The organism is Anaerorudis cellulosivorans (assembly GCF_025943985.1).
Classification (GTDB): Bacteria; Bacteroidota; Bacteroidia; order Bacteroidales; family Dysgonomonadaceae; genus Anaerorudis; species Anaerorudis cellulosivorans.
In genome coordinates this window covers 18878-39518 of record NZ_JAPCWE010000009.1, presented here as the reverse complement: position 1 = coordinate 39518, position 20641 = coordinate 18878, and the positions used below count along the sequence as shown (strand labels likewise).

Below are 20641 nucleotides of genomic sequence, written 5' to 3'. Positions count from 1 at the left end.
TATGAGAATTTAAATCTCTTTTTGTATGTAACGATAATTGCATGTATCTTTGGCAAACGAAACCAGAGCTAGGGAAAAATGTCGTTAGGCGAAATCATCGTCAAAGGTTTTGTTATAGGATTATTCGTTGCTTCACCCATGGGCCCGATAAACATGCTGTGCATTCAACGTACATTAAACCGGGGTTGGAAGCACGGCTTTGCTACCGGGATGGGAGCCATGCTTTCCGATCTTACTTATGCCATCATCACGTTAATAGGAATGGGTATGGCCTCCGATTTTTTGTCTAAAAACGAAACAACAATCCAACTTGTGGGGAGCATTGTTCTATTGCTTTTCGGATTCGGTGTATTCCGTTCAAATCCGTTGAAAGGATGGACACCACGCCTAAAAATGGAGGAGACCCGTTATATGAAAGATTTTATTTCCTCTTTTCTGCTTACTTTTTCCAATGTAGCCATTATCCTCGTATTTATCACACTATATGCCCGCTTTCAATTCAATCCGCTAGCAGAAGGTGCTTTTTCCATAATAGCCGGAATTGTCTCAATAGCAGTGGGGGCGTTGTCGTGGTGGATTTTCATCACCCTGTTTGTTTCGCGACTTAGAAAATATTTTAACCGAAAAGGGCTGATCATGCTCAATCGCATTGTGGGGAGCATCTTGATGATATTCGGTTTGGGAGGAATCGGTACGACCATTTTCTGAGTGATCTTCCATTCGTTACGTTTCGACTTCATCCCTTGTCTTTGTTTTTTTTTGTCGTAACAATCGTTGACTTTTTACCTGAAACTAATTGTTTTTCCCAAGCTCAATCACTTCAAGATCGCGGATATCTCCTGCATCAAGCACAAACCGCAAAAGTGTTCTCACCTGATGAATGCCGTATTTTCCTGCGGCACCGGGATTCATACAGAGCATCTGTAATTTTTTATCGTACATTACCCGAAGAATGTGAGAATGCCCACATACAAAGAGTTTAGGAGGATCGGCATACAGGAGAGAGCGAACAGATGGATCGTATTTTCCCGGATACCCTCCGATATGCGTCATCAACACATCCACATCCTCCAATGTGAACCGAAGCTGTTGGGGATAAGTATAGCGAATATAATGATCATCGATATTACCGTGCACGGCACGAAAAGGCTTTAGTGCTTCAAACCTGTTTGCCAATTCCAACGAACCGATATCTCCAGCATGCCATATTTCATCGCACTCGGCAAAATACGTTTCGTATCGCTCATCCCAATAATTATGCGTATCGGAGAGTAAACCTATTTTCTTCATCACAATTTTTTTATTCAAGCAAAATTACTGTTTTTTATTGAAGTTATTTCACTATTTTTGTACAAAGCCTTTAAAACTTTTCTATAAGACCTTTAAAACCATTCTGGTATGGATGTTTCTAACTATCGATATTTTAACCGTGATTTAAGCTGGCTGTCGTTTAACTACCGTGTATTGCTCGAGGCAAAAGACGAACGATTGCCGGTTTACGAGCGCATTAAATTTCTTTCCATTTATTCATCAAACCTCGAAGAATTCTACAAAATACGCGTATCGGGTTACCACAACACTCTGCTGAAAAGTATCAAAGATGACAATGCAACAAAAGAAGCATTACGGATACTGACTGAAATCAATAAAGAGGTTACGGCACAAGAAGAAGAATATTACCGAATTTTTCACGACAGGATATTACCCGAGCTCAAAAAAAATCATATCATCCTTTATCAAACCGACAGAGTAGAACCTTTTCATAAAACGTTTGTAGAGAAATATTTCAACGAAGAAGTATTCCCTTATCTTCAACCGATGATAATCCAGAAAAACGGCATTCATTCCTTTATTCAGGATGGACGCATTTATCTTGTAATTAGTCTTCAGCGGAAGAGAAAAAGAAAATCGGAAAATCAGAAAGCCCGCTACACCTATGCCATCATGAAAATTCCGTACACGCGATTGCCTCGATTTATAGAACTCCCGCCTCACGAAGGTTTCTATTATATCATGTTTATCGAAGATATTATTAAAGCCAATCTGCAAAGCGTGTTCCCGGGATATGATATCATCGATTGCTACAGCATAAAAATATCGCGCGATGCCGATTTTTCGTTAGACGATGAAGATCAGAAAGACATTGCCGAGAAAATACTCAAAAAGGTGCGTAAACGAAAAATAGGAGCCGTAACCCGTTTTCAATACGACCGAAATATGCCTCCTTATTTTCTTAGATACTTGTGCGACACCTACGAAATTGAAGAAGAGGAACTTCTACCCTCGGGACGCTACCTGAATCTGGCCGAGCTGGCCGAACTTCCCAATCCGGTTGGCGACAAGCTCAAGCGCCAACTTCCTCCGCCACTGCGTGTACCGATACTCGAAACCGATAATTCCATTCTGAGCGTTTTACGGCGGCAAGACATACTTCTACATTTCCCGTACCAATCTTTCGACTATGTATTACGTTTTCTCATGCAGGCAGCTTTTGACCCGAAGGTGGTCGAAATCAAAGTAACGCAATATCGGGTGGCTGAAAATTCCGCGGTGGTCAACAGCTTGATCAGTGCAGCAAAAAACGGCAAAAAAGTAACGGTATTTGTGGAGATGAAAGCCCGTTTCGACGAGGAAAACAACTACGTTACGGCCGAACTGATGCAACAAGCGGGAATAAAAATCATTTACAGCCTTCCCGGCTTAAAAGTACATGCCAAACTGGCTTACGTGCGCCGAAAAAGCAACGATCCCGACCATCCGTTCAAAGGATACGCTTATTTAAGCACCGGCAATTTTAATGAAAAAACCGCACGTATATATTCCGATAAAGGATTGCTCACTTCCCAAAGTGAATTCATTAACGATATCGATGAAATTTTTCACATTCTGGAGGGAAAGCCTCACCGCCATGAATTCAAACGGCTGCTGGTAAGCCAATTCAACATGCTTCCTGCAATACAAAAAATGATTGATCGCGAAATTGAACATGCAAAAAACGGGGGTTCGGGGCGAATTATTCTCAAAATGAACAGCCTCGAAGATAAGGATATGATCGATGCTTTATATCGCGCAAGCGAAGCCGGCGTAAAAATCGATTTAATCATACGGGGCATCTGTTGCCTTGTTCCAAATCAGCCTTACAGTAAAAACATCACCATTACACGCATTGTGGATGCTTATTTGGAACATAGCCGCGTATGGTATTTCTATAACGAAGGCAACGAAGAAGTGTACCTCACCTCGGCCGACTGGATGGAACGCAACCTCCACCGCCGAATAGAGACAGCATTCCCCATTTTATCGGAACCCTTGAAACAGGAAGTGATCGACATCCTCAATATACAACTTGCCGATAACCAAAGCGCTGTATGGATTGATGAAAACCTGCAAAACGTTTTTAAGCAGAATGACAATCCGCCTGTTCGTTCCCAACAAGCTACTTACGAATATTTAAAAAGAAAAACAAAAGAATAAAAGGAATACTATCTATTGTGCACTTCGCCAGGTGAGATAGCAACGTATTTTCAACTATTTATTTGTAGAAAAATATACCTTTTAAACGAATATCGTTGGAAGCAGTACCTATCATTACCGTAAATTCTCCGGGTTCAACAGTCCGCATCATCTGTTGATTATAGAGCGAAAGGTCATCGGCTGTTAACGTAAAGGTAATCGCTTCCGTTTCTCCTTTTTTGATAAATATTCGTTGAAAATCTTTCAATTGGATCGGAGGAGTGGTAACCGAACTCACGTTATCCCTCACATAAAGCTGCACCACTTCATCGCCATCAAAAGATCCTGTATTGGTTACCTTACAAGATAGTTGTACTTTATCGTCCTGTCGATCGATCGATAAATCGCTATATTCAAAACCGGTGTAACTCAATCCGTAACCAAAAGCATACAAAGGCGAACTCGTCCCTTCAACGTAATCCGCCTGTTTACCCAGGGAATAATTTACGGGAAGCTGACCAATCGAACGAGGAACCGAAACCGGCAATCTCCCGGCAGGATTATAATCCCCGAAAAGCACATCGCCCACAGCCGTCCCTCCTTCCTCTCCGGGATACCAAGCCGTCAACAAAGCATCTGCTTTTTCAGAAGCATTATTCATATTCAGCGGCCTTCCGGCAATATACACGATGATCAACGGTTTCCCAATTTCGGCCAACGCATTGATCAATTTTTCCTGATCCCCAAGTAAAGTTAATGTACACCGGTCATACCCTTCTCCCGATTCCATATCCGGAATCGTTTCCTCTTTTTTATTGCTGACCGCTGCGGCACCGGTATCCAGATATTCCGTTTTAAAATCTCTTGCGCTCGAACCTCCCACTACCAGAACAACCACATCCGACATTTTTGCCATTTTGACGGCTTCATCTATATTGCTTTGTGCTGTATCTCTGATGGCACATCCTTTTGCATACCTCACGATAGTAGTCGGAGAAACTGCACGCTTTATCCCTTTAAGAACAGTAATCACCTGATTGGTATCCTGTGGAGCGGTATAATCGCCTAACTGATTATACACATTATCTGCATTAGGACCTATCACGGAAATACTTTTCAAATTTTTCGATAAAGGCAGTATGCCATTGTTTTTCAACAAAATGATGCTTTGCTTAGCTACTTCCCTGGCAAGGGTCTTATGCCGAATATTTCTCACCTGATTTTTTGCCAAATCGGGATTCACATAAGGATTTTCAAACAATCCCATTTTAAATTTCAGACGTAGGACTCGACAAACGGCACTATCGATATCCGCCATAGACACAGATCCTTCTTTAACCGCTTTCTCCAAGTGCTTACCAAAGGCATTCCCTCCCAAATCCATATCCACACCGGCTTTTATAGCCAATGCTGCCGCATTTTTTATATCCGAAGCAACCCGATGGGTAGTTGCTATTCCTTCGATACTTCCCAAATCGGAAAAAACAAAGCCCGAAAAATGCCATTGATTTCGCAAAACATCTGTCAATAAAAAACGGTTTGATGTACATGGAATACCGTCAATCGAATTGTAGGAAGTCATGATGGTTTGAGCGCCGGAATCGATTGCCATTTTAAAAGGCAACAAATAATCGGAAAACAATTCCCTTGTGCCGACCAATGCCTTTTGTCCATTGTGTCCACCAACAGGGATTCCGTATGCTGCAAAATGTTTGAGAGTGGAATATACATGTTTCCCATCGGCAATATCCCCACCCTGCATTCCCTTCACAAAAGCGCTGCCTAAAATTCCACTCAACACGGGATCTTCACCAAATGTTTCTTCCATTCGCGACCATCGGGGTTCTCTCGCCACATCCAACACAGGGCCATAACCGATATGGGCTCCTTGCAATCGGGCTTCCAACCCGATAACCGACCCTACTTCCTTGATCAACTCACGATTCCAGGTCGATGCCAAACCGATTCCCGTAGGAAATACCGTAGTACCAATTGCCATATGTCCATGCACACACTCTTCGGCAAAAAAAATCGGTATTCCCAATCGTGTGTTTTCAACTGCATATTTTTGCAAGCCATTCAACGTATGTGCGGCCAATTCGGGGTTCAAACCGGTTTTCAACGTCTTTTTAGTCCAAGGATCGGCACGCAAAGTTGCCCAAAATGCACCCACGGGCATTATATCCATTTGTTCGATAAATTTTGCCGAAGGTTGAACATGTTTCTCGCCTGCTTTAGTATACATCTCCCATCCTAACGGGCAACACAGCTGTCCTATTTTTTCAGCCAATGTCATTCTGCCCAACAGATCTTTTACTCTATTTTCTGCAGGCGCATTCGGATTCTTATATAAAGGCTTTTCAAACGACTGAGCTATCCCGCGAAAAACAAAGGAGAAGGCAATTATGGTCAGAACAATTCTAAATCTCATCTATTATTGTTTTTAAAGGAGAAAACCAATATTTCATTCTTTTTCAACACATCTTTTGGAGGATAAACCCTAATTGTGTTGCCCGTCTGTTTCCATTTTACTTTTTGTTCCGTTTTTAACAATACCATCGATGATCCCTTCCGGGGAATATTATCTTTCCATTCGATGAAAACAGAATTTGCTTTCTCCGTTTCCGATTCAGTGGGAACATAAAAAGCGTACAGCGTTTCCCCGTCTTTGTCGGCCGTAAACCAAACATTCCCGCTTTTGTAAACAGGTGTAATACGGGTATGATAAATGGCTTTACCGTTGACATCGAGCCATTCGCCAATTTCTTTCAATCGTGCAACCACTTCGGGTTGAATAATTCCTTCGGGAGTAGGACCGACACCCAACAACAAATTACCGCCTTTTGCCACCACTTCAATAAGCAATTTTGTCACCTCGTCAGCCGACTTGAATTTTGCCTGAGGTGTCCATCCCCAATCACTGCTGAGAGGAATGCAGCTTTCCCACGGAATAGGCAATTGTTGCTCGGGAATAGATCTTTCCGGCGTCAGGTAATTTTCGTTTTTGCCATGAACCGTACGATCGACAATCAAAAGATTCGGTTGAGATCTACGTGCCATCTTGGCAATTTCGTCCATCTTTATATCTTGTTTGGGAGCTCTCACCCAACCGCCGTCCAACCACAAAATATCGATATCGCCATAATTGGTCATCAATTCGTGGATCTGATTATAGGTAAATTCCTGAAATTTTTCCCACCGCCAGGGATGCCGCTCTATTTTATAATTTACGTTTCTGTCCGGTGTGGCAAACATTGGCCACCAATAGTATTCGCAATGCCAATCGGGTTTCGAAAAATAAGTTCCCACCATAAAATCCTGTTCGCGAAACGCATTCAGAATATAGTTGGTAACGTCTGCCCGAGGATCATCCTTAAAAGCACCATGCAGGATAGAAAAATCCGTCTGTTTGGTATCAAACAAATTAAAACCGTCATGATGTTTGGTCGTAAAGATCATGTATTTCATGCCGCCCTCTTTCGTTACGCGCGCCCATTGTTCGGGATTAAATCGCGTAGGATTAAATTGATCGATCAATTGCCAATATTGTCTTTTGTACTCGTCATAAGCTACGGTACTGTCGCGAGAAATCCAATCCACATCCTCCGAGCAAATCGACCAAGACTCAACAATACCGGGAACGGAGTATAATCCCCAATGAAACAACACGCCGAATTTCAAATCCTGCCATTCTTCCAATTTTTCACGTATATTTTTTTCCTCCGGATATTCGTATTCCGACGAATAACTATGGACAAATCCATCTTGTGCATCCGTTTGTCCTATTGAAAACAGTGCCACAAGCACGAATATGTTGAATATTTTTAAAAAATCCTTCATTTTACTCTTTATTAACACTATAATTTAAAGCCTAAGCAATAGTCAATGAGTTTCAATGCATCTGTAACATTACTGAAGTTAATTCTTTCTTTTTTTATATAAAGTTGAATGGAATCTTTCTGACCGGGAAATACCTTTAGAACATCTTTCATTTTCTTACATCTTACAAATCGACCTTTATGATAAAATTCATACGCATTCGCATTTTTTAGTTCATAAACTTCAGCATATTGATTTTCATATAGATCATGGGTCAATTCGGCTGTATTGATGACCTCAACTTTAGCCTGAGATAGTTGACCATAAGCTCCTTTATATCCTCTGTATGCATTTTTCAATGACCAATCAATAAAAACCAATCCATTTTCGAGTGAAACAACTTCTCTAAAACTATCTCCGATCGGGACAAACTTCCTATTGTCGATATAAACCGTATCAATCTGATCACCATTAACCAGAATCAATTCCATATTATCCTGTTTAAACATCATTTTACGGTTTGAAGCATCATAATTAAGCAAGACGGATACTTTTGACCCATTTTTGAGAAGTACCGATCCATTTGTGTATTCCTCAAAAAGGAAAACACGCTTTTTCTGTGCATTTAAAACAAACGAACAACATGTCAAGATTATTAAAAGAAGATATTTAATTTTTTTGCTCATCGATTATCAAAAATTAATAACTTAATGCATGACACAAAAATAATCATTAGGCACTAAACAAAAAAATCAGAGCCGATTTTTTATCAGCCCTGATTTATAAAAGAAATCATATAACTTTATTGTTTGGGACCTTCTCCAAATTGAGGAGCACCTTTATCCTGCCAAACTCTTTCGGAATTCAACAACGTACCCGGTTGATTTGAACCCGGAGTAAACCCTTGCGATCGATAAGAATCTAATAATATTTGATACATCTTATCTGTAGGTGAAGGAGCAGGGACTTCAAAACGACGCGGAATAGCATTATTGGGAACAAGAGGAGAAAAGTTTTCCCATCTGATCAGATTAGACTCCTCTTTGGGACATCCGGAACGACGTACAGTAACAAATTGATCATCGGGAAATAAAGTAAAATGAATCAACTGTTGAACATAAACTTTCTCAAGATCAGATGTCGTATTACCGGTCAATTGATAATCCGTATTAGTCAACATGGCTTCAATTTCTCCTGCTTTAAGATCGATCACTTTTTCATTAGGATCATAATCGTAGGTTTTCCCATAATAGGGAATTTTGTTCAAAGACGCCAGTCGATCGTATTCTTCAACCGAGGCCCTAACCCCTTTATTAAAATATTCTTCAGCAGTTTTGGGGAGATTGGCTCCCAATAATTTGAATTCGGCCAAATACAAATTTACCTCCGCTGTCGACATGTACATTCCATACCATGGAACATCTTCTGTATCTTGAATAATCGGATCTCCGGGTAGTGTTGGAAGCGTAAAGTCATATCTTCCAATAATCATTTCCTGCTGGAATTGAGAAAAAGGCATGTAAGCAGCTCGTTCGTTGGTTAATCTACATCTGTTGGCATAATCGAAATAATCGGCATAAGCAACATTATTTCCGGCATCCATTTCAACAGGCAAACCATAATATCTCACCCATGGTTCACCTAATCCTTTCCAAGATTCGAATTTCTTTTTGCCGTCAACAACAGAATAATTCACATTTTCGAGAATATAGGCGGGAATATTCTTATCGGCGTCAAAAAATCCCTGAACAATCTTTGAATTCCACTCATTTTTCCGATAAAAGAAGCGCACCCGTGGATCTTTATTTCTCAACATAAAATTTACCACTCTCTGACTCGATGCCATACCGGTTAAAAAGGTTTGATTCCAATGGTAAACTTTGTCCCCATCATCTTTAGCTATAGCATTAGCTTTATTGAAAAGAAAATCATCGTCTCTACCATCCAGAACGCCACAAGAAGCAGCAGCCACATCCGAAGCAATCGTCAGCGCTTGTTCTTTTTTCTGCGAAAGTAATCTGACAGCAATCTTCAACTTCAAAGAGTTGGCCAATTTAGCCCATTTGGAGACATCCCCATTATAAATAACATCCTGTGTATGAGGAAAAATTTGATTTTCGGCGGTAGTCAACGTTGTAATGGCATTATCCAGCATACCCACCCATAAGGTATATAAGTCTTCTATTTTATCGTATTTCGGCGTTAGCGTCCCTCCATAACGAGCCATGGAAGCTTCAGTGAAAGGACGATCCCCATACATGTCACTGTCAAAAATTCCCAAATAAACGGTAAGGATATCCACACATGCTGAGAGACTGGCATACTTTGCCGACTCCTCTTCCGACATTGTCGATCTCAGGTGTTGGATATCACGCGCATAATTCAAAACCCGAATATATTGATATCCTTGATCACCAGTAGCAGTAGTTTCCGTATAGGTAGAAGTAAATCCGCCGGTTGGGACTCCCATCTGTCCCCATCGATAGGTCATCGCTGCATTATAAAACCAATAAAGATAACCCGATGGTTCAAATTCGATAACCGCTTGAGCAAAAAGATAGGGAATATTACCTTTTACAACTTGTGACGGATTTGTATTGATATCTGCCATATCGTCGCGACAACTCGTTCCCACTACTAACAAGCAGCTCAAAATTATCGTCAATAAGTATTTTATTTTTTTCATTTTACATTCAATTTATATAGTGATTCATTAAACCTTAAGATTAAAAACCCACATTTATCGTGAACATATAAGATGCAGTAAATCCGGAAAATGTTCGTACGCGAAATTCGGAAGCTGAAGTGCCTCGAACAGCTTCGGGATTTTCGCCATTCGGCATATTATTCAATAAATAGCCCAAATTATGCCCTGAGAGTGAAAGATTCATACTTGTTGCTCCCATCATGCGGGCAAAAGATTGAGAAACCTGGTAACTAAGCGTTACCTCACGCAAAGCAATATAATTAAGTTCTGAAACCCAATTATCATTGACAACACCCGATCCCCAATTGTTTACGCGATAATGCCATGCTGAAGCATGCGTAGGTTCAACTATTCCTTTTTCATATAAAGATTGAAATGTTTCTCCACCTTCGGCAACTGTATAAAAAGGATTCTTAGGGTCGGGAGGATTAGGTATTGTGATTTTCGTCCCCGCCGGAAAAATACCATCAGGAATAACGCCATCATAATACGTCAATCCGTCAAACTTCGACTTCCAGGTTACTCCCCCATACTCGGGAGCAGAATATTTCAACGACGCTTCGGTATACCCGTAAGCAGTACCGTAACGAGATCCGTAAGAAGCAACTAATCCACCAAAACGCATGTCGACAGAGCCGCGTAAATTCCAATTTTTATAACGAATTCCGGTAGATACTGATCCCAAAAAATCAGGAATCATCGATCCAACTTCCTCAACTTTTCCGCTACGGGCATAATAGGCAGCTCGATGGTTATCATTCCAGCGAAGAATCGGCAACCCCGACTTCTCATCAATAGCCATTTTGGAATCCGACATCAGTATGCCATAAGAAGCACCTACTTTTGCCACCGAACCAATTCGGTAATTCCCGTAATCGGGCGTTCCGGTTAAAGTAATATAGTTAGCAACATTTTCATGCAAGTCAACAATTTTATTATCATTTTTAGTATACGTGAAATCCAGTGTCCATTCCAAATCGTTAGAAGTATAAGGAACGGTATTCAACGTCAATTCTATACCTTTATTTTGAATATTTCCTGCATTAATAAGCTGATTACTGATGCCGGATACATAAGGAACGGCAATCGACATGATCTGGTCATACGTATTTTCCTTATAATATGCTACATCAAGAGCGATTCGATTATTAAGGATGCGCCAGTCAAGTCCCACTTCCCATGCATTTTTACGTTCAGGTTTTAAATTTGCATCATATACCGTTGAAGGCAGTTTAAGCGAATACACTTTACCATTCACCGTATTTGAAGTTTCCAATGAATAAGCCGTATTAATCATATACGGTTCAGTATCATTACCAACCTGAGCCCAAGATCCGCGCACTTTTAAGAAAGAAATCCATTCCGGCAAATCAAAGGTATTATGCACCAACCACGAACCGGAAACCGAAGGATAGAAATAAGAAAAAGTCCCGTGACCATCGGTATATACAAGAGCCGACGACCAGTCGTTTCTCCCTGTAATATCCAAAAAGATTTGATCATTCCAGCTTGCATTGATTGCTGAAGCAATCGAATACATTCGTTTTCTACCACCAATGTATCCTTGATAACTTACACTGCTTTTTGAATTTTCAATGAAATATTGTCCCGGAACGATTAATCCACCATTGGTATTTAATCGGCTATATTGTTCAAAGTTATTGAAATATTCGCCTCTAATGAAACCACCTAAAGTCCAATTTTCGAAATTTTTTAATGCATTGAATGTGGCATTCAGATTGGTTTGTTCTTTTGTATACATATCTATCGCATAATAGCCGCCTTCGTTAGCATAGCCACTACCCAACTCTTTCGATTCGCTTCGGGTATAATAATAATTGTAGTTTCCTTCTGCTCTGAAATCCAACCAATCGGTAAGAGTGGCTCTTAAGGTAATGGTAGGTCTCACAGCGGTTTCCTTTCTCGGATAGTTGTTCTCATAAATCCTCCACCAGGTTCCTTTACCAGGTATAGAGCCATATTCATCTCCATAATCAGTTGAAGCAAGTCCGCCATGAACACCTTTATATTTCTTTTTCAACAAATCCGGATCGTACGCACGCGACCACGTCCCGTCGATATAATTTTCCCCAACATTAGGTTGAGGATTTTGAGGCAACGAATTTGCAAAAGAGACAGATGCTTCCAAATTTACCTTGTCCGTTATATTATGAGAAGTTTTGGCTAACCCTGTAAATCTTTCAAATTTGTTGTTTGGCAACGTACCCGTTCGATACATATAAGATAACGACGTATAAAAAGTAGTTTTATCGTTACCTCCGGTTATAGCAATATTGGTAGTCGAATTGAATCCCAAATCATACGTATCTTTAAAATTATTTTTAACCGCCGAATAGGGCCTTATGGAATGATCATAATACTCAATAGGCGAACCATCAAATTTAGGGCCAAATCCCAATCCTTGCCAATCACCTATTAAAGTATGTTCCCCCTTCTCATTCAACATAAATTGTCGCTGATTATCAAAACGATAATAATTTCCCTCGGCATCCCTTTCCCCATAATCCACATAACCGGATAATGCTCCGTCACCGTAAACATTTTGAAAACGTGGCTGGGCATAAACATAATCGGTACCTAGCGTTTGAGAAACTTGAATCCCGATACCTTTTCGTGCTTTACCACTTTTTGTGGTGATCAATACCACTCCGTTTAACCCTCTGGATCCATACAAAGCTGTTGCAGCTGCCCCTTTCAATACCGACACTGTTTCGAAATCAGCAGGGTTAAGGTTCTTTAATTCATTACCATAATCATTGGCTGATTGATCCCAATCTGCATCTCCCGATTTAGATATATTATTATCGAGAATGATACCGTCGACAACGTAAATAGGTTGATTATTTTTACCGAGAGTTGAAGCACCTCGAATCAATATTTTCGTAGAACCAAACATTCCTCCATCAGAATTCGCGATTTCTACTCCGGCAACTTTCCCCTGCAAAGCATTTACGGGATTAATTACATTAACGTTCAATTCGTCACCGCTGAATTCTGTCATGGCGTATCCCAAAGCTTTCTGCTCACGCTTCATTCCCAATGCCGTTACTACCACTTCTTGCAGAACTTCTGTATCTTGAGCCAGAACAACATCAATTTTAGTTCGACCATTGACAGGAACAATCTGTGTTTTCAATCCCACAAAACTGAACCGCAATGTTGCATTCGATGGTACATCTTTTAAGGTGTAATTTCCATCAAGATCGGTTACCGTCCCTTTGGTAGGAGTCTCTACCACAACAACTGTAGCCCCTATAACCGGCATACCGGTATCATCCGTCACCGTTCCGCTTACGGTTATATTTTGGGCAAAAACAGTAAAGGCAGCGACACTCATAATGAATGTCAGAATGCCTTTAAGGGCAAAAAGATTTTTCATTTTCATCCTCTTTTAGTTTTAATTGTTTTAAATAATTTACTGAAATTAATAGGTAAAAGCCAAAATTAAAAGATTGATTTAAATCAATTTTGTACTCTCCTGCCAATAATCGGGCAACAAACTAAAATTTTCTTTCTTTTCATACTCTTGTGGTTTTTAAATTAATTTAAAATTGGTTTATAAAATAATACATACCTAAAAACTACTGTTTTAGGTACTTTTATCGATTAATAATAACAAAATTCCTCATGTGATCAAATTATATACGGTTTTAAAAGAGATTATATAACCAAAACGTAACTTTTTTTATACATAACGTCACAAAGATATAGCATTTAAAAAAATAAACAATACCATATTAACATAAAATATTATAAATAAAATTAATTATCATCTACTTATCAGATAATGATTAATATAGAAACTGTTAAATTATAGTCCCTTTCATCTTTTGATCGTTTTTTATTGAATGGGTATTTCTACTGTTCTTCCGTTTCCTAATTCTGCTTGAAGAACTAAATTGGTGTCATCTATTAATTCCACTGGCAGGACTGAAAAATCGACATCAAGATTTTTTTGTTCACCGGGGAAAAGAGTGAAATAATTATCGCTGAAAAAAACAGGAGCAACAATTTGGTTTGTAGTTGCGTTCCAAACTTTCAACCGAATAAAAAAAGCGGTTTCGGAACCGGTATTTTTAATGGTAGCTACACTTTTTCCCCTATCGTCTTTTTTAATCTTAAGTTGAAGAGAAGCATCAGCCAACGTTTGCAATTCCCGCAAATCCGTGGGTTTATTTGTCAACCAATACAGGTTTTCGTCTACAATTTCGCCTTTCTCGTTTTTCAATACCAGTCTTAGAAAATAAAGCCCTGTCGGCTTTTTCGCAAAATCGGCTTTTCCAGCAACCCGAACTGAATTAGCGGGAATATCCATCCGGAAACGTTGATTGCTCAACAGCTTTCCTTTAATATCGAATAAATATGCTTCCACCGTTTGATTCACGGCATCGATCAACGTTTGATTCACGGCACAAAGAGCAAAATCATTCAGGTTCAACTGTACGTGAAGCGAGCGGGCAGCATGCATGTAACCGTAAAAGCCGGCATTCTGGTCGAGAAAAACATCATAAAACTGCCCTCGCAGTGCTGTCCAGGGATTTTGATTTTTCCAAACCAGCATCCCTGTGTACCTATTCCACATGCCGGCATTAAACCCTTCCTGCAATGCACGATATTGCTCATAATTGACCACCTGAGCCTTTCTGCAAAAATCATCGATCCCGCGTATTTGACCAAAACGGGCTATCGTTTCACCATAACCTATGTATTTGTGATATTGCCACACAGGATTCGGCCGATCATTTTCAGGTGGAGTCAAATCCTTTTCAGACATCATTTTCCGCATGGTTTCTCCATTGGGCATACCCACCGATCCGATTTCGGGATTAAAAGGATAAGATGGGGTATTAAAAAATCGAACGGGTTCTTGTATCCCATAAGGACCGTCACCACCTCCGCCTATATCGTGTCGCGATAAATCGAGTGAGGTCGATTCATTCAAATAATATCGAGTACCGTCATATACCGGAAAAATTTCGCCTACAAGTCGATCATGAATATCGTCCAGAGGTGGAAATTCATTTCCTCCACACCATAAATAAAGGCTCGGATGATTGCGCAACATTTTAATTTGATCGATAACCGAATTAAGAAACAGGGTATGATCATCAGGGTAAGCCCTGCGACGAGCTTGAGACTCTTTTTTTCGCGGATCATACCACCGCCCGTTACAGTCGCCCGTTATCCATAAATCCTGCCAAACCAATATGCCATACTTGTCGCAAGCATCGTAAAACTCGGGGCGCTCGGTGATAGAACCACCCCAAACACGAATCATATTCATGTTCATTTGCGCGTGCATCTTCACCTCGGATTCATAACGCTCGGGAGAAAGGCGCAACAACAAATCGGAAGAAATCCAATTTCCGCCTTTGATGAATATCTTTTGACCATTAACAAGAAAAACGCGTCCGCCGACTTTTTCGTCGAAATAGGTGCCGGTTTCCCGAATTCCAAAAGCAACCGTATCGCAGTCGACAATTTTTCCCTGTTGCTCAAATCGAAGTCGAAGGTCATATAAAAAAGGCTCTCCCACACCGTTAGGCCACCAAAGCCGGGGATTTTCCATTGTAATTTCAGAAAAAGAAAACACCGTCGATTTGCCCGCTTCAATCGCTACCGGCATTTTCCACATTCGTCCATCAATCTCGGCAATCAGATTTCCTTTCTGAACCACATCAGATGCATTCACGAGTTCGGCAGAAACAGTAAGATAAGCCGGCTCCTGATGTATTCCCGGCTGCCGCTTACCGGGTACATAGGTTTTTACAAAAGGATTTCGCAAGTCCACGTCTCCGGTGATCTCAAGGGAAACCCGATCCCAAATTCCCGTATTTCGATCGCGAACCGGGCATACCCAATCCCAACCGGGAGTATACTGCTGGGTAACCGATCGGGCAATAGTACCATCGCCCCCTTGTCCTCCATTTGCCTCACCGACAGAATAAGGAGGTCGAACGATCACAGCCAAAATATTCACCCCTTCCTTATTGATATAAGGAGTAATCCTGTATTTTTGGCGTAAAAACATTCCTCGATGCGTATCCGGATTGATTCGGCGACCATTGAGAAAAATATCGGCAGCATAGTTGATCCCCCTGAATTTCAACCACACTTCTTGTCCTTCCTCAACACGTGGCAGTGAAAATGTTTTACGAAACCAAAACGTATAAAATCCGGCACCTACATCATAAATATCCGGAATTAACTCGTTGTTTAAGCCAAAAAACGGATCCGGAAACACCTGATTATGCAACAATGTGGTCAGCACCGTTCCGGGTACCACCGCATCCATCCATCCTACCAAATTGAAGTCAGGCGAAGAAATCACCGTTCCATCGACAAGTATTTCGCTTGCCCGCTTCGCTTTCCAATCGTCATGCAACAGCATTTCATTTCCTTGGGCATGCAAAGACAGATCGAACAAAAAGAAAACCGAAAACGCCAAAAATAAATTTCTAAATCGCATTGAGTATAATTATCAAAAACCGAATTAAATTGCCTGTACCAACATACGATGCGGAAATTTTTTTCACGGCATCATTACGTATTTTCGCATTCCTGATCAAACTTCGTAGGTAAATGCTTCACGTATCATTTCCAAACTTTTGGGTACAGCAGTCATGGGATCTTCTTTTCCTTCAAATTCGATTGAAATATAGCCGCGATAGTTTACTTTTCTGAAAATTTCGGCAACCCGGCGATAGTCGATATCGAGCGTATACCATTTTCCGCCACCAAAATAAGTTTTGGCCTGAATCAACGAAGTCATGGGTGCCAACATTTCCAACTGTTCGTACTGCCGTTCCAGAAAATTGCCGGTATCGGCTGTTACCCGTAACCACGGCGAATCGATGGCATTAACAATACGCAGTACCCCTTCGGCGGTTCTTCCCAACCCCCAATGATTTTCGAGACCGATTGTCACTCCACATTTTTCAGCTGTAGGGATGCACTGTTCAATGGCATCAATCACCCATTTAAATCCGTCTTCTTCGGTATAACCCTCCAAAACAGGCTCGATACCTTTATTGGCCATCAACTCGTCAAAAGATTCAATCGTACCCCACCGTCCGGTATTCAGCCGCATGGTAGGGATCCCCAGTTGATAAGCCAATTCGATCTGATGAATAGTTTTCTCCACTTCGGCTTGACGTTTTTCTTTTTCGGGATACACAAAGCCCTGGTGAGTGGAAAATCCCATAAGATCGAGACCGGCATGAAAAGCTTGTCGTTTTAGTTTTTGCAAATACCCATTTTCTTCCGATTGCATTTGAACCAGCAAAAACTCAATACCATCGAAACCCATTTCCGCTGCTTTCTCGATACAATCTTCGATAGGTGCATTTTCTTTGGGGCCGTTAAATTGCCAAAACGAATATGTGGACACACCAATCGGATTGCATCGTGCTTTTTTCTTTTCCGTTGTGGTTTTTTCTTTTGAAGAGGTATCGCATGATGTTACCATCCCCATTCCAACAGCAGCTATAGCCGACTTTCGAATAAAATCTCTCCTGTTTGTTTTCATTTTATTTAGATTTTGATAGCAAGTATTTCAAAAATGACGATAAAAATCGCGTGATTTTACGTGCCAAATTTAAAATTTTATATTCAAATTAAAAAATTATTTTAATGAAAATTTATCGAACTCGATTTTATCCTTAATATAAATCACCGATCCCATTGATTTACCAGATCATTAAAAAAAAATCGGCATCTATTCTCAAAATCAAACAAATCTTATTTTACAGTTCATCGGTTATGCACATGCCCTACACTTTTACAGATATTTAACGTATTATATGTTGCAACATACAATGTTTAAACATATCTTTGTAACGAATTAAAACAATAAAATTAAAACAGGATGATTACCATAGGAATTATTATCGGAAGCACCAGACCCGGGCGCAATTCAGAAGCAGTTGCCAAATGGGTTTATGAAATAGCAAGCAAAAGAAACGATGCAGCATTCGAAGTAGTCGATATCAACGATTATGACTTACCTTTACTCGATGAACCCATTCCGGCGTCCATGCACCAATATATGCATCCGCATACAAAGAAGTGGGCCGAAAAAATTGCCTCGTTGGATGCCTTTATTTTTGTTACCCCCGAATACAATCATGCCCCGACAGGCGCTCTAAAAAATGCCATCGATTTCATTTTCGCCGAATGGAACAACAAAGCCGCCGGTTTCGTAAGCTACGGTTCATCGGGAGGCGTGCGTGCAGTGGAACAATTACGACAAATCATGGGCGAAATTATGGTCGCTGACGTAAGGACTCAGGTAGCACTCTCGCTTTTTACCGATTTCGAGAATTTCAGTGTATTTAAACCTGCCTCTTTTCACGAAACCACGCTTCATGCAATGATCGATCAATTGGTTAGCTGGGGAGAAGCATTGAAAACTGTAAGAAAATAAAATGCCGATAAGTATTGAAGAAGAAATAAAAGGACGTTTTAGGAATATCTATCACAAGGGATTGATCAATTTGATTTACACGGCAAAACAAGTCAGTTACAAATTTGATCAATCCCTTAAAAAGCACAACATCACCGAACAGCAATATAACGTGTTGCGCATTTTACGCGGATTCCAAGCGAAAGGACCTCTAACCATCGGCTTCATAAAAGAACGTATGCTGGACAAGCATTCCGATATGAGCCGAATCATCGATAGACTATACGAAAAAGGATGGGTAACACGAGAAGAAAACCCCGACGACCGACGGCAAAAATCGATAAAAATTACGGAGAAAGGATTGGCTCTGCTGAATGAAATGTATCATTGCGAAAAAGAAAGCGATAAGTTGCTCTCCAACCTATCGCCTGAAGAAGTTGCGGAACTTAACCGACTACTGGATAAGATCAGAATGAAGTAAGTCCTTTTTCGATCAAATACCGCTCGGCATCGATAGCCGCACGACAACCCGTACCTGCAGCCGTAACCGCCTGGCGGTAAATGGGGTCAGCTACATCGCCGGCGGCAAAAACGCCTTCCACATTGGTACGCGTGCCCGGATGTTGGGTTTTGATATATCCGGCCTCGTCCAATTCCAGAAAATCGCTGAAAATATCGCTGTTCGGTTTGTGCCCGATGGCAAGAAACAAACCATCGATGGCTATATCCAAATGTTCCTCATCGGGTTGCCCCATCCGTTTGACCAAATGAGCACCTTCAACCCCTTTTTCGCCGAACAAACCCACCACATTGTGTTCGAAGAGAATTTCAATCTTTGGATGATTCATCACCCGTTCCTGCATGATTCGTGATGCACGCAGATAAGGTTTGCGCACAATCATATATACTTTCTCTGCCAATCCGGCCAAATAAAGAGCCTCTTCGCATGCCGTATCTCCACCACCAACTACCGCAACTTTCTTTTTGCGATAAAAGAAACCGTCGCATGTGGCACAAGCCGAAACCCCCTGCCCCGCGTACTTTTTCTCGTCGGGCAACCCCAAGTATTTGGCTGCAGCCCCTGTGGCAATAATTACCGTGTCCGCCTCAACGGTATATTCATTATCGATGGTTACTTTAAGCGGGCGAACCGAAAAATCCACTGCTGTTGCTCTTCCGGAACGAATTTCGGTACCGAATCTTTCCGCCTGCTTTTTGAAATCCTCCATCATTTGCGGACCACTCACCCCTTCGGGATATCCCGGAAAATTTTCTACTTCCATCGTAGTGGTCAGTTGTCCTCCCGGTTGCATTCCTTCATACAAAACCGGCTCCAAATTGGCACGCGAAGCATAAATGGCAGCCGTATAACCGGCTGGCCCTGCTCCTATAATCAGACATTTTACGCTATTTCTCATATTTCTTTTTTCTATATAGATCGCCCTCTCCGGCAGGAGAATGCCCTTAGGATTATCTTTCGGCGACAAAGGTACAACACTTCCTCATTTTAAGGAAGCGATATAAGCATTATCTATTTAGCTTAAATAAAACAAATTAACGAAGATCTACCACCTCGACATCAGGATAATCGGCTTTGTTGAATACAAAAACCGAATCGGGAAAATTATGGTTCTCGTTATAATTTTTAATATCGATACGATTTTTCTGATTATTTTTGAGCGTTGTTTTTATCTGCAAAACCGTATTCGTCTTTTTATCTACGGCAACCGACAGTTGTTTGAAATCGCTACGCGAAGTATTGGGTATCATATCGATAACATATGCACGTTGACCGTTAACCGTTGTCGATATCGGTTTTTTCAGTGTATAACCGCTCTTATATACACGTAACAAAGCCATCGGACTGATAAACGTAATCTCTTTCCCCGAAGGATTGCTGATATTTACTTCTCCGGCATCTTTCAGCAACACCCATTGCGTTTTTCCGTCAAACCATATCGTCGTCGTATTCATGTCCAACTTAAACTTGTCCCCTTTCATCATGGCTTCGCCTTGTTGAGACCCGTAAGACATACCCTTGGCATCGATGGTGCTAACCTCGAAGGAGAATTTTACGCCTTTGGATTGTTCGTAAGCTTCATAAATCTTGTCCAACATTGCTCTCGCATCGTTATTAGTCTGCGAAAAAGAGAGCAAGCCGGCCATAAAGAAAATCAAAGTGAGAATATTTTTTTTCATTTTTGTAGTAGCCTTTTTTAATTGATCGAATGCACTGT

General features: G+C 40.9%; 14 protein-coding genes. 4 read left to right on the top strand and 10 right to left on the bottom strand.

Features of this window, described 5'->3' with window-relative positions; all coding sequences use genetic code 11:
* The first annotated feature begins 78 nt into the window (after nucleotides 1–78).
* A complete protein-coding gene (locus tag OLM34_RS06570; RefSeq protein WP_264406061.1) occupies nucleotides 79–708 on the top strand; it encodes a LysE family translocator in 630 nt (209 codons plus the stop codon).
* 84 nt (nucleotides 709–792) lie between these two features.
* Here the strand turns inward: OLM34_RS06570 and OLM34_RS06565 are convergent, their stop codons facing one another.
* Nucleotides 793–1290 carry a metallophosphoesterase family protein gene (locus tag OLM34_RS06565; RefSeq protein WP_264406059.1) on the bottom strand — a complete coding sequence of 166 codons (498 nt, stop codon included), beginning with the start codon at nucleotides 1288–1290 and terminating at the stop codon, nucleotides 793–795.
* Between the two features lie 108 nt (nucleotides 1291–1398).
* Here OLM34_RS06565 and ppk1 point away from each other — a divergent pair, with 108 nt between their 5' ends.
* Nucleotides 1399–3474, top strand: coding sequence for a polyphosphate kinase 1 (ppk1, locus tag OLM34_RS06560; RefSeq protein WP_264406057.1), 2076 nt, complete (start codon nucleotides 1399–1401; stop codon nucleotides 3472–3474).
* Between the two features lie 58 nt (nucleotides 3475–3532).
* On the opposite strand, the gene OLM34_RS06555 is transcribed toward ppk1, so the two are convergent.
* The 7 genes from OLM34_RS06555 to OLM34_RS06525 all read right to left on the bottom strand — a co-directional run bounded on the left by OLM34_RS06555 (nucleotide 3533) and on the right by OLM34_RS06525 (nucleotide 17528).
* Complete coding sequence (locus OLM34_RS06555; RefSeq protein WP_264406055.1) at nucleotides 3533–5884, bottom strand: glycoside hydrolase family 3 N-terminal domain-containing protein; 2352 nt, start codon at nucleotides 5882–5884, stop codon at nucleotides 3533–3535.
* Nucleotides 5881–7293 carry an alpha-L-fucosidase gene (locus OLM34_RS06550; RefSeq protein ID WP_264406054.1) on the bottom strand — a complete coding sequence of 471 codons (1413 nt, stop codon included), beginning with the start codon at nucleotides 7291–7293 and terminating at the stop codon, nucleotides 5881–5883. Before OLM34_RS06550 ends, OLM34_RS06555 begins: the two co-directional genes overlap by 4 nt.
* Before the next feature lie 17 nt (nucleotides 7294–7310).
* On the bottom strand, nucleotides 7311–7958 hold the full coding sequence (locus OLM34_RS06545) for a hypothetical protein (RefSeq protein ID WP_264406053.1): 648 nt from the start codon (nucleotides 7956–7958) through the stop codon (nucleotides 7311–7313).
* Between the two features lie 116 nt (nucleotides 7959–8074).
* The gene (locus OLM34_RS06540) at nucleotides 8075–9958 is read right to left on the bottom strand and encodes a SusD/RagB family nutrient-binding outer membrane lipoprotein (protein WP_264406052.1); all 1884 of its coding nucleotides are present in this window, start codon (nucleotides 9956–9958) and stop codon (nucleotides 8075–8077) included.
* 40 nt (nucleotides 9959–9998) lie between these two features.
* On the bottom strand, nucleotides 9999–13385 hold the full coding sequence (locus OLM34_RS06535) for a SusC/RagA family TonB-linked outer membrane protein (protein ID WP_413777200.1): 3387 nt from the start codon (nucleotides 13383–13385) through the stop codon (nucleotides 9999–10001).
* 456 nt (nucleotides 13386–13841) lie between these two features.
* Nucleotides 13842–16469, bottom strand: coding sequence for a glycosyl hydrolase 2 galactose-binding domain-containing protein (locus OLM34_RS06530; RefSeq protein ID WP_264406051.1), 2628 nt, complete (start codon nucleotides 16467–16469; stop codon nucleotides 13842–13844).
* Between the two features lie 96 nt (nucleotides 16470–16565).
* Nucleotides 16566–17528, bottom strand: a complete 963-nt coding sequence (locus OLM34_RS06525) for a sugar phosphate isomerase/epimerase family protein (RefSeq protein WP_264406050.1) — start codon at nucleotides 17526–17528, stop codon at nucleotides 16566–16568.
* Between the two features lie 339 nt (nucleotides 17529–17867).
* Between OLM34_RS06525 and OLM34_RS06520 the strand changes: the two genes are divergently transcribed.
* Together OLM34_RS06520 and OLM34_RS06515 are read left to right on the top strand one after the other, a co-directional pair.
* On the top strand, nucleotides 17868–18425 hold the full coding sequence (locus tag OLM34_RS06520) for an NADPH-dependent FMN reductase (protein WP_264406049.1): 558 nt from the start codon (nucleotides 17868–17870) through the stop codon (nucleotides 18423–18425).
* Between the two features lies 1 nt (nucleotide 18426).
* The gene (locus tag OLM34_RS06515) at nucleotides 18427–18885 is read left to right on the top strand and encodes a MarR family winged helix-turn-helix transcriptional regulator (RefSeq protein WP_264406048.1); all 459 of its coding nucleotides are present in this window, start codon (nucleotides 18427–18429) and stop codon (nucleotides 18883–18885) included.
* Here the strand turns inward: OLM34_RS06515 and trxB are convergent.
* The gene (gene trxB / locus OLM34_RS06510) at nucleotides 18872–19822 is read right to left on the bottom strand and encodes a thioredoxin-disulfide reductase (RefSeq protein ID WP_264406047.1); all 951 of its coding nucleotides are present in this window, start codon (nucleotides 19820–19822) and stop codon (nucleotides 18872–18874) included. The two genes, OLM34_RS06515 and trxB, sit on opposite strands and share 14 nt — an antisense overlap.
* A gap of 136 nt (nucleotides 19823–19958) precedes the next feature.
* Nucleotides 19959–20603, bottom strand: coding sequence for an outer membrane lipoprotein periplasmic chaperone LolA1 (gene lolA1 / locus OLM34_RS06505; protein WP_264406046.1), 645 nt, complete (start codon nucleotides 20601–20603; stop codon nucleotides 19959–19961).
* Between the last annotated feature and the right edge of the window lie 38 nt (nucleotides 20604–20641).

Coding starts and splice junctions, on each gene's coding strand:
- OLM34_RS06570 (WP_264406061.1), top strand. CDS start 79: ATGTCGTTAGGCGAAATCATCGTCAAAGGTTTTGTTATAGGATTATTC.
- trxB (WP_264406047.1), bottom strand. CDS start 19,822: ATGAGAAATAGCGTAAAATGTCTGATTATAGGAGCAGGGCCAGCCGGT.
- OLM34_RS06540 (WP_264406052.1), bottom strand. CDS start 9,958: ATGAAAAAAATAAAATACTTATTGACGATAATTTTGAGCTGCTTGTTA.
- OLM34_RS06550 (WP_264406054.1), bottom strand. CDS start 7,293: ATGAAGGATTTTTTAAAAATATTCAACATATTCGTGCTTGTGGCACTG.
- OLM34_RS06535 (WP_413777200.1), bottom strand. CDS start 13,385: ATGAAAATGAAAAATCTTTTTGCCCTTAAAGGCATTCTGACATTCATT.
- OLM34_RS06515 (WP_264406048.1), top strand. CDS start 18,427: ATGCCGATAAGTATTGAAGAAGAAATAAAAGGACGTTTTAGGAATATC.
- lolA1 (WP_264406046.1), bottom strand. CDS start 20,603: ATGAAAAAAAATATTCTCACTTTGATTTTCTTTATGGCCGGCTTGCTC.
- OLM34_RS06530 (WP_264406051.1), bottom strand. CDS start 16,469: ATGCGATTTAGAAATTTATTTTTGGCGTTTTCGGTTTTCTTTTTGTTC.
- OLM34_RS06520 (WP_264406049.1), top strand. CDS start 17,868: ATGATTACCATAGGAATTATTATCGGAAGCACCAGACCCGGGCGCAAT.
- OLM34_RS06555 (WP_264406055.1), bottom strand. CDS start 5,884: ATGAGATTTAGAATTGTTCTGACCATAATTGCCTTCTCCTTTGTTTTT.
- OLM34_RS06545 (WP_264406053.1), bottom strand. CDS start 7,958: ATGAGCAAAAAAATTAAATATCTTCTTTTAATAATCTTGACATGTTGT.
- ppk1 (WP_264406057.1), top strand. CDS start 1,399: ATGGATGTTTCTAACTATCGATATTTTAACCGTGATTTAAGCTGGCTG.
- OLM34_RS06525 (WP_264406050.1), bottom strand. CDS start 17,528: ATGAAAACAAACAGGAGAGATTTTATTCGAAAGTCGGCTATAGCTGCT.
- OLM34_RS06565 (WP_264406059.1), bottom strand. CDS start 1,290: ATGAAGAAAATAGGTTTACTCTCCGATACGCATAATTATTGGGATGAG.